The following is an 8,497-nucleotide window of genomic DNA, read 5'->3' on the forward strand; positions in this document are numbered from 1 at the left end:
CCGGGCGGTGGCGCTGGTGGTGCATTTCCCCGGCCAGGCGGCCGAGGTGGCGGTGCCGGCCGGCCTGGCGCACTTCGACCGCCCCGGCATGGACCTGCTGCTGGCGCTGCTGGCGGACGTGCGGCCGGGCATGAGCGCCGGGGGCCTGCTGGAACGCTGGCGGGACCACGAGGCCTGGCCCCACCTGCAGAAGCTCGCCGCCGCCGAGATGCTGGCCACCGAGGAGGTGGCCACGGCGGAACTCCAGGACTGCCTGGAGCGTCTGGAGGAAGACCAGGTCCGGCTGCGGCACGAGGAACTGTTCGAGATCTCCCGCAGCCGCCGGCTCGACCCGGAGGAACGGGCGGAGCTGAAGGCGCTGGACGCCCGCCTGGCGCGGCGCAGCGGAACCACGGCTTGAATTTTCCCGTCCAACCACTATATCCAGTGCTATACTGTGCGATTCGATTTTTACCGGCACGAGGGCCCCTGAGTGAGCGACCGACGCAATCCTCTCCCTGACGAGAAGCAGTCCCAGATCAAGCTGCTGATCGCCCGCGGCAAGGAACAGGGCTACCTGACCTACGCCGAAGTCAACGATCACCTGCCGGACGACATCGTCGATCCGGAGCAGATCGAGGACATCGTCAACACGATCAACGACATGGGCATCACGGTCTACGAGAAGGCGCCGGATGCCGAAGAACTGCTGCTGGCCGACACCGCGGTCTCGGCCGACGACGACGACACCGAGGAAGCCGCCGCGGCGCTGGCCAGCGTCGACAGCGAGTTCGGCCGCACCACCGATCCCGTCCGCATGTACATGCGCGAGATGGGCACGGTCGAGCTGCTGACCCGCGAGGGCGAGATCCGCATCGCCAAGCGCATCGAGGAGGGCCTGGAGCAGGTCCGCCACGCGCTGTCGGAGTTCCCGGGCACCATCGACTGCCTGCTGAACCAGTATGCCGCCGTCGAGGCCGGCGAGGCCCGCCTGGCCGACCTGCTGGTCGGCTTCATCGACCCGAACCAGACCGACGAGGTCGCCCAGCCGGGCAACCGCGCCGACGACAAGGACAAGGCCAAGGCGAAGGCCAAGGCCAAGGGCAAGGGCAAGGCGGCCGCCGACGACGACGAGGACGAGGACGAGGACGACGATTCCGGCACGGAGGTGGACACCGGCCCGGACCCGGCCGAGGTCAACCGCCGGATGAAGAAGATCGCCCGGCTGCAGAAGCAGGTGAAGACCCTGCTGGCCAAGGAAGGGCCCGACCACGCCAAGACCCGCAAGGCCCGCGCGCAGCTGACCGACGAGTTCATGCAGCTGAAGCTGGCGCCGAAGCTGTTCGAAGAGCTGTGCAACAACCTGCGCGGCACGGTGGCCCATATCCGCAACCAGGAGCGCCAGATCATGGCGCTGGCGGTGCGGCAGGCCGGCATGCCGAAGAAGGACTTCCTCGCCACCTTCCCGCAGAACGAGACCGGCTCCGAGTGGCTGGAGAAGCAGATTCGCGCCAAGCGCAAGCACTCCTCCCAGCTGGGCAAGCTGCGGCCGGAGATCGAGCGGGCGCAGAAGAAGCTGGTGGCGCTGGAGCAGGAGAACGGCCTGACCGTCTCCGACATCAAGGAGATCAGCCGCCAGATGTCCATCGGCGAGGCCAAGGCGCGCCGGGCCAAGAAGGAGATGGTCGAGGCCAACCTGCGCCTGGTGATCTCCATCGCCAAGAAGTACACCAACCGCGGCCTGCAGTTCCTGGACCTGATCCAGGAGGGCAACATCGGCCTGATGAAGGCGGTGGACAAGTTCGAGTACCGCCGCGGCTACAAGTTCTCGACCTATGCGACCTGGTGGATTCGCCAGGCCATCACCCGCTCCATCGCCGACCAGGCGCGCACCATCCGCATCCCGGTGCACATGATCGAGACCATCAACAAGCTGAACCGCATCAGCCGGCAGATGCTGCAGGAGATGGGCCGCGAGCCGACGCCGGACGAGCTGGCGGTGCGCATGGAGATGCCCGAGGACAAGGTGCGCAAGGTGCTGAAGATCGCCAAGGAGCCGATCTCCATGGAGACGCCCATCGGCGACGACGAGGATTCGCACCTGGGCGACTTCATCGAGGATATCTCGGTGCTCTCCCCGATCGAGTCCGCGACCGGCGAGGGCCTGAAGGAGACCACCCACGCGGTGCTCGCCGGCCTGACCCCGCGCGAGGCGAAGGTGCTGCGCATGCGCTTCGGCATCGACATGAACACCGACCACACCCTCGAGGAGGTCGGCAAGCAGTTCGACGTCACCCGCGAGCGCATCCGCCAGATCGAGGCCAAGGCGCTGCGCAAGCTGCGCCACCCGACCCGCTCGGAGCAGCTGCGCAGCTTCATCATCGAAGACTAGCCGGTAGACTCGGGCCCCGATGGACACGGTGCTCGAGATCGACGGCCTGGCCCGGCGCTATGGCGACCAGGATGCGCTGCGCGGGGTGAGCCTGGCGCTGGGCGCCGGGGAGTGCCTCGGGCTGCTGGGCCCCAACGGCGCCGGCAAGACCACCCTGGTCCGGATCATCGCCGGGCGCGTGCGGCCGGACGCCGGCCGGGTGCGCCTGCTGGGCCGGTCGCTCCAGCCGGGCGGCAGCGCGGGCCGCGAGGCGCTCGGCGTGGTGCCCCAGGAGATCGCCCTCTACCCGCTGTTGACCGCCGTCGAGAACCTCGAGGTTTTCGGCGCGCTGCAGGGCGTGCACGGCGGCGAGCTGGCCCGGCGGGTGGACTGGGCGCTGGCCTTCAGCGGCCTGGAAGCGCGCCGCGACGACCGCGTCGGCACCTTCTCGGGCGGCATGCAGCGGCGCCTCAACATCGCCTGCTCGGTGCTGCACCGGCCGCGCGTGCTGCTGCTGGACGAGCCGACCGTGGGCGTCGACCCGCAGAGCCGCGAGCGCATCTGGCACATGCTCGACGAACTGCGCGCGACCGGGACCTCGATCGTCCTCACCACGCACCAGCTCGACGAGGCCGAGAACCAGTGCGACCGGATCGTGATCATCGACCACGGCCGGGTGATCGCCGCGGGCACGCTGGCGGAGCTGGTGGCGGGCATCGGTGACGCCGCGCCGGAGCCCGAGCCCGAGCCGCGCGTCCGGCAGGCCTCGCTGCAGGCCGTGTTCATCCACCTCACCGGCCGGGCGCTGCGCGAATGAGAGCGCTGCTGAGGATCACCTGGCTGAACCTGCGGCGCGACCGCGTGGCGCTGGCGCTCACCTTCCTGCTGCCCATCGCCTTCTTCACCATCTTCGCGCTGATCTTCGGCGGCATGGGCAACGCCGGGCCGAGCGAGTCGCGCCCGCTGAACGTGCTCGCCGTGGATCTCGACGACTCGGTGGTCAGCCGGCGGCTGGTGCAGGCCCTCGACGAGCAGGCCGGGCTGCAGGTGGCGACCGAACTGCCGGTCGAGGAAGGCCGGGGCCTGTCCCGGGGACAGTCCCGGGGACTGTCCCCGGGACAGGCCCCAGACCGCGAGTCGGCCGCGCGGGCCGTGCGCGCCGGCCGCTTCCATGCCGCCCTGGTCATCCCGGCCGGCTTCGGCGCCGAGTTCCCGGCTTTCGGCGGCGGCGCGCAGGCGGTGGAGCTGGTCTACGACCCCAGCAACCCGGTGGCGGAGTTCGCCGTCGGCGGCATGCTGCAGGCGGCGGCCTTCAGCGCCGCGCCGGACATCCTGTTCGAACGCGGGATCGAGGCGCTGGAAGAGTTCGGCGGCGAACTGACGCCGGCCCAGCGCGAGGCCGTGGAGGATCTCAAGGCCCTGCTCGCCGAGGGCTTCCCCGGCAGCACGGACGGCGCCGCGGACGAAAGCGCGACGGGCGGCTCCGGCAACGCCGCCTTCAGCGGCCTGGTGGCGGTGGACAGCGTCAATGTCCGCACCCTGGGGGCGCCCGAGGATGCGCCGCGCCGCAACTCGATGATTGCGTACTATGCTGCGGGCATGGGCGTGATGTTCCTGCTGTTCTCCATGACCGGCGCGGCCGGCTCGATCCTCGAGGAAGAGGAATCCGGCGCGCTGGAGCGCCTGCTCATGTCCCGGACCTCGCTGACGACCATCCTGGCCGCCAAGTGGCTGTTCTACGCCGCGCTCGGCTTCGCCCAGGTCACGGTGATGTTCGTCTACGGCAACCTGGCCTTCGCGCTGCCGCTGTGGACGGCGAATTACCTCGCCGGCTTCGTGGTGGTCGCCTCGGTCACCGCCCTGTCCGCCTCTGCCTTCGGCCTCCTGCTCGCCACCGTGTGCCGCAGCCGCAGCCAGCTGGGCGGGCTGTCGACCATCGTCATCCTGATCATGTCCGCGGTCGGCGGCAGCATGGTGCCGCGCTTCATCATGCCGGACGCCATGGAGACGCTCGGCCGCTTCACCTTCAACGGCTGGGCCATGGACGCCTTCCTCGGCGTGTTCTGGCACGACGACCCGGGCGCCGGCGTGCTGGCGAGCCTCGCCCCGGTGCTGCTGCCGGTCGCGGTGATGCTCGCCATGATGGCGGCGTTCCTGGCGGGCGCCCGGCTCGCCGCCCGCCGCTGGGAGACCTTGTGAGGAACTGGCGCGAACAGGCCCGCCTGCAGGGCTGGCGACTATGGGCTGTCGCGGCCGTGCTGGCCTATACCCTGCTCGGCTTCCTGTTCCTGCCGTGGCTGGCGCGCAACCAGGCGCCGAAGCTCGCGCAGGAGCACCTCGGCGTGGACCTGGCGATCGAGAAGGTTCGCTTCAATCCCTACCTGTTCAAGCTCACGGTCGAGGGACTGTCCGTCGAGGACCCGGTATCGGGGCCGATGCTCGCCTTCCAGCGGCTGGTGGCGGACTTCTCGCTGTCGAGCGCGTGGCGGCGGGCCTGGACCTTCGGCGAGCTGACCCTGGAGCAGCCGGCCTTGCGGCTGCACCGGGGCGAGGACGGGATCGGCAACCTCCAGCGCATGCTCGACCGGCTGCCGCCCCCGGCCGAGCCGGCGGAACCCGAGCCGGAGGGCGACCTGCCGCGGCTGGTGCTGCACGACGTCAGCCTGGTCGAAGGGCGCCTGGCGATCGAGGACGAGGCCCACCCGGAAGCCTGGTCGCTGGCGCTGGGCCCGCTCAGCTTCGCCATGCAGGACTTCGCCACCCTGCCCGAGCGTCAAGGCGTGTACACGCTCGAGGCCACCGGGCCGCGCGGCGGCCGGACCCGCTGGAGCGGGAGCTTCGCGGTCGGGCCGCTGCACTCGGCCGGCACGGTGGAGCTCGCGAACATCGCGGTGGCGCCCTTCTGGGAATACGTGCGCCACCAGTACGACGCCGAGCTGACCGGCGACGCACGGCTCGGCCTGGCGTTCGACTACGCCTTCGACGGGGCCGGCGAGACCCCGCAGTTCCGGCTCCGGCAGGGCCGCGCCGAGCTGACCGGCCTGGCCGTGGCGCGGGCCAGCACCGGCGAGCCGCTGCTCGATTTGCCGCGCGTGGCCGCCGCGGGCGCCGAGTTCGACCTCGCCACGGCGCTGCTGCGCGTGGCGTCGGTCGACCTGGCGGAACCCGGCCTGGACCTCCGGCGGCTGGCGAACGGCCGCCTCGACCTGGTGGCGGCGCTGGCGCCGGCGGGGGACGACCCGCTGCCAGTGCCGGTCGAGGCGACCGAGGCGACCGAGCCCACCGCGCCTGCAGAGCCTGCAGGGCCCGGCGCGGCACTGGCGATCGAGCTCGACGCCCTGCGCATCGACGGCGGCCGGGTCGCCTTCGAGGACCGCGCCGCGCCGCAGCCGGTACGCGTCGAGCTGCAGGACCTCGGCCTCGCCGTCACCAATTACCGCAGCGCCGACGGGCACAGCGCCGCCGTGGAGGCGCGGGCGGCCGCCGCAAGCGGCGGGACCCTGGCTGTGTCCGGGAGCGTGCGCGGCGCGCCGCTGGACGTGGGCCTGGACGTGTCGGTGGAGGGACTGTCCCTGGTCCCGGTCCTCCCCTATGCCGCCGAGGCGATGAACCTCGAGATCACCAGCCTGCTCGCGGCCGCCGCGGGCCGGGTCACGCTCACCGGCGACGAGCCCTTCGTCTATGCCGGCACGGCTTCCCTGCGGGCGCTGGAGAGCAACCTCCCCGGCGAAGACGCCCGGCTGGTGGGCTGGCAGGCGCTGGACGCCGAAGGCGTCGAGCTGTCGCTGGCCGAGCGGGCGCTCAGGATCGGCAAGATCATTGCGACCGAGCCCTTCCTGCGGGTGCTGGTGAACGAGGACGGGGCGCTGAACCTGGCGGCCATCGCGCCGGCGGGCGCGGACGGGTCGGACGATGCGGCCGCCGCGGCGACGGCCCCGGCCGAGGCCCCGGCGCCAGGGCCCGGCGAAGACGCAGCCTTCACGGTCGGCATCGGCAGCGTGGACATCCGCGCCGCCACCATGGACTTCACCGACCTGAACCTGCCGCTGCCCTTCCGGGCGCTGGTGGAGCCGATGGAGGGCGAGATCTCGACCATCACCACGGGCAGCCCGACGCCCGCCCGCATCGAGCTCGACGGCGACGTGAACGAGTACGGCGCCGCCACCGTGCGCGGCGCGCTCGACCTGGTCGACCCGAAGCGGCTGATGGACCTGGAACTCGACTTCCGCAACATCGAGATGGAGGGCCTGACGCCCTACACGGTGAAGTTCGCCGGGCGCGAGATCGCGGCCGGGCGGCTCGACGTGGATCTCAGCTGGTCGATCCGCAACGGCCAGCTGGAGTCGGTGAACCGCATGGTCATCAACGAGCTCGAGCTGGGCGAGAGAGTGGAGTCCCCCGGCGCCATGAGCCTGCCGCTGGACCTGGCGGTGGCGCTGCTGACCGACACCGAGGGCCGCATCGACCTCGAGGTGCCGGTGAGCGGCGATCTCAACGATCCCCAGTTCCGCTACGCGCCGCTGGTATTCAAGGCGCTGGGCAACGTGCTGGCCAAGATCGTCACCGCGCCCTTCCGCTTCCTCGCCTCGCTGCTGGGCGGCGGCGCCGAGGACGCCGATCTCGAGTTCGTCGGCTTCGTCGCCGGGGACGCCGCGCTGCGCGGTCCGGAGGCGGAAGACCTGGGCCAGCTGGCCACGGCGCTGGCGCAACGGCCGGAGCTGGCGCTGCAGGTCGGCGCCGCCTTCGACGCCCAGCGCGACGGCCGCGCCATCCGCCAACGCCTGCTGGACGAGGCCATCTCGGCGCGCTTCGAGGCGGGCGAAGGCAGCGGCAAGGACGGCGACCCGGTGCGGCTCATCATGGAAGCCATGTACGCCGAGGCCGCGGGACCTGAGGCGCCGGCCACGCTGCAGGGGGAGCACTCGTCGATTCCCGAGGGCAGCGACAAGCCGGTGCTGGACGAAAGCGCTTACCTCGAGGCGCTGCGCGCGGCGCTGCTCGAACAGCAGGCCGTCGACCCGCAGGAACTCCGCCTGCTGGGCCTGGAGCGGGCCGCGGCGGTGCAAAACCACCTGGTCGAGAGCGGCGGCCTCGATCCCGCCCGCATCTCGGTGGCAGAGCCGGCCGAGGCGCCGAAGGCGGACGAGAACCTGGTGTTCCTGCAGCTGGAGCTGGGCGTCGGCGAATAGGCCGGGCGCCCCGCCTGCGCCTTCCCCGTATCTGCAATCGCCGGCGGCCTGACTATGCTTGAGAGGAAGCTCCAGGCATGGTCGGGAGGCGAGCGCATGTCCACCAGGCACTTTCTCACGGGGGCCGTCGTAGGGGCGGCCGTCGTCGTCGCCGTTCCGGTGACGTTCATCGTAGTCAGCGGCATGGGAACGCCGGCGGCGCGCGCGGCGCGGCGCATCGGCGGCATCCTGCGCGAGAAGACGCGCGAGGCCGGCATCGAGACCCTCGAGGTGCTCGAGGACTTCATCGCCGAGGTCCAGGCCGGGCCGGCCGGCACCGTGGAACGCTCCGCCGCGGCCGAGCCGCCCGCCGCGCAGCCCGCGCAGGCGGGGACACGGCGATGACGGCCACCGCCCTGACGCTGCACTCGATCGCCGGCCGCAGCCGCATCCGCATCCCCGAGATGCGGGGCGATGCCGAGTGGTTCGAGGCCGTGCGCGCGGGGATCGCCGCGTATCCGGGCATCAGCCGGGTCAGCGCCAGCCCCGCGGGGGCCTCGCTGCTGGTGGAAGGCCATGATCTCGCCGTCCGGCGCATCGGCTCGCTGGCCGAGACCCAGGGCTGGTTCCGGCTGGAGCCGCCCGCGCCCGAGCCGGCCAGGGCCCGCCGCGGCACAGACGCCCTGGTGCCGGTGCTGGTGCTGCTCGCGCTGGTGCAGGCCGTGCGCGGCCAGATCATGGTGCCCGCGCTCACGCTGCTCTGGTACGCCGCCAGGCTCGACTGAAGGGAGGTGAAGCCGCTGTCGCGGCCGCGACGTCATGGCCCGCCCGGTCCCAACTTCTCCGGCCCGCTGGCGCATCGAGCTGCTGCATGACGCTGCGCCGGGCCGGGCGCGCCTGAAGATTCCCGCCCTGCGCGGCCGCGCCGGCCTCGCGCACACGCTGGCCGGCGAGATTGCTGCCTGCCCGGGCGTCGAGC

The 8,497-nt window shown here is 71.7% G+C and carries 6 protein-coding genes and 1 pseudogene; all 7 read left to right on the plus strand.

From position 1 onward, the window contains the following. Positions 1-400: pseudogene (locus G6N75_RS00360) on the plus strand (hypothetical protein); the annotation flags it as partial. 72 nt (positions 401-472) lie between these two features. Further along, positions 473-2,371 (plus strand): RNA polymerase sigma factor RpoD, encoded by a 1,899-nt coding sequence (gene rpoD / locus G6N75_RS00365; protein WP_165346085.1) that lies wholly within the window; start codon positions 473-475, stop codon positions 2,369-2,371. Positions 2,372-2,390: 19 nt separating this feature from the next. After that, complete coding sequence (locus G6N75_RS00370; protein WP_165346086.1) at positions 2,391-3,167, plus strand: ABC transporter ATP-binding protein; 777 nt, start codon at positions 2,391-2,393, stop codon at positions 3,165-3,167. Continuing rightward, complete coding sequence (locus G6N75_RS00375; protein WP_165346087.1) at positions 3,164-4,549, plus strand: ABC transporter permease; 1,386 nt, start codon at positions 3,164-3,166, stop codon at positions 4,547-4,549. Before G6N75_RS00370 ends, G6N75_RS00375 begins: the two co-directional genes overlap by 4 nt. Next, positions 4,546-7,539, plus strand: a complete 2,994-nt coding sequence (locus G6N75_RS00380) for a DUF748 domain-containing protein (protein WP_165346088.1) — start codon at positions 4,546-4,548, stop codon at positions 7,537-7,539. Before G6N75_RS00375 ends, G6N75_RS00380 begins: the two co-directional genes overlap by 4 nt. Before the next feature lie 96 nt (positions 7,540-7,635). Further along, positions 7,636-7,923, plus strand: coding sequence for a DUF5132 domain-containing protein (locus G6N75_RS00385; protein ID WP_165346089.1), 288 nt, complete (start codon positions 7,636-7,638; stop codon positions 7,921-7,923). Continuing rightward, a complete protein-coding gene (locus tag G6N75_RS00390; protein WP_165346090.1) occupies positions 7,920-8,303 on the plus strand; it encodes a hypothetical protein in 384 nt (127 codons plus the stop codon). The genes G6N75_RS00385 and G6N75_RS00390 overlap by 4 nt, the downstream gene beginning before the upstream one ends. The last annotated feature ends 194 nt before the right edge of the window (positions 8,304-8,497 follow it).

Origin of the sequence: Thioalkalivibrio sp. XN8 (assembly GCF_011058255.1) — a bacterium.
Lineage (GTDB): Bacteria > Pseudomonadota > Gammaproteobacteria > Steroidobacterales > XN24 > XN24.

What these genes read in the sequence shown, in the direction of transcription:
- G6N75_RS00370 (WP_165346086.1), top strand. Translation starts at nt 2,391, where the DNA reads ATGGACACGGTGCTCGAGATCGACGGCCTGGCCCGGCGCTATGGCGAC.
- G6N75_RS00375 (WP_165346087.1), top strand. Translation starts at nt 3,164, where the DNA reads ATGAGAGCGCTGCTGAGGATCACCTGGCTGAACCTGCGGCGCGACCGC.
- G6N75_RS00385 (WP_165346089.1), top strand. Translation starts at nt 7,636, where the DNA reads ATGTCCACCAGGCACTTTCTCACGGGGGCCGTCGTAGGGGCGGCCGTC.
- G6N75_RS00390 (WP_165346090.1), top strand. Translation starts at nt 7,920, where the DNA reads ATGACGGCCACCGCCCTGACGCTGCACTCGATCGCCGGCCGCAGCCGC.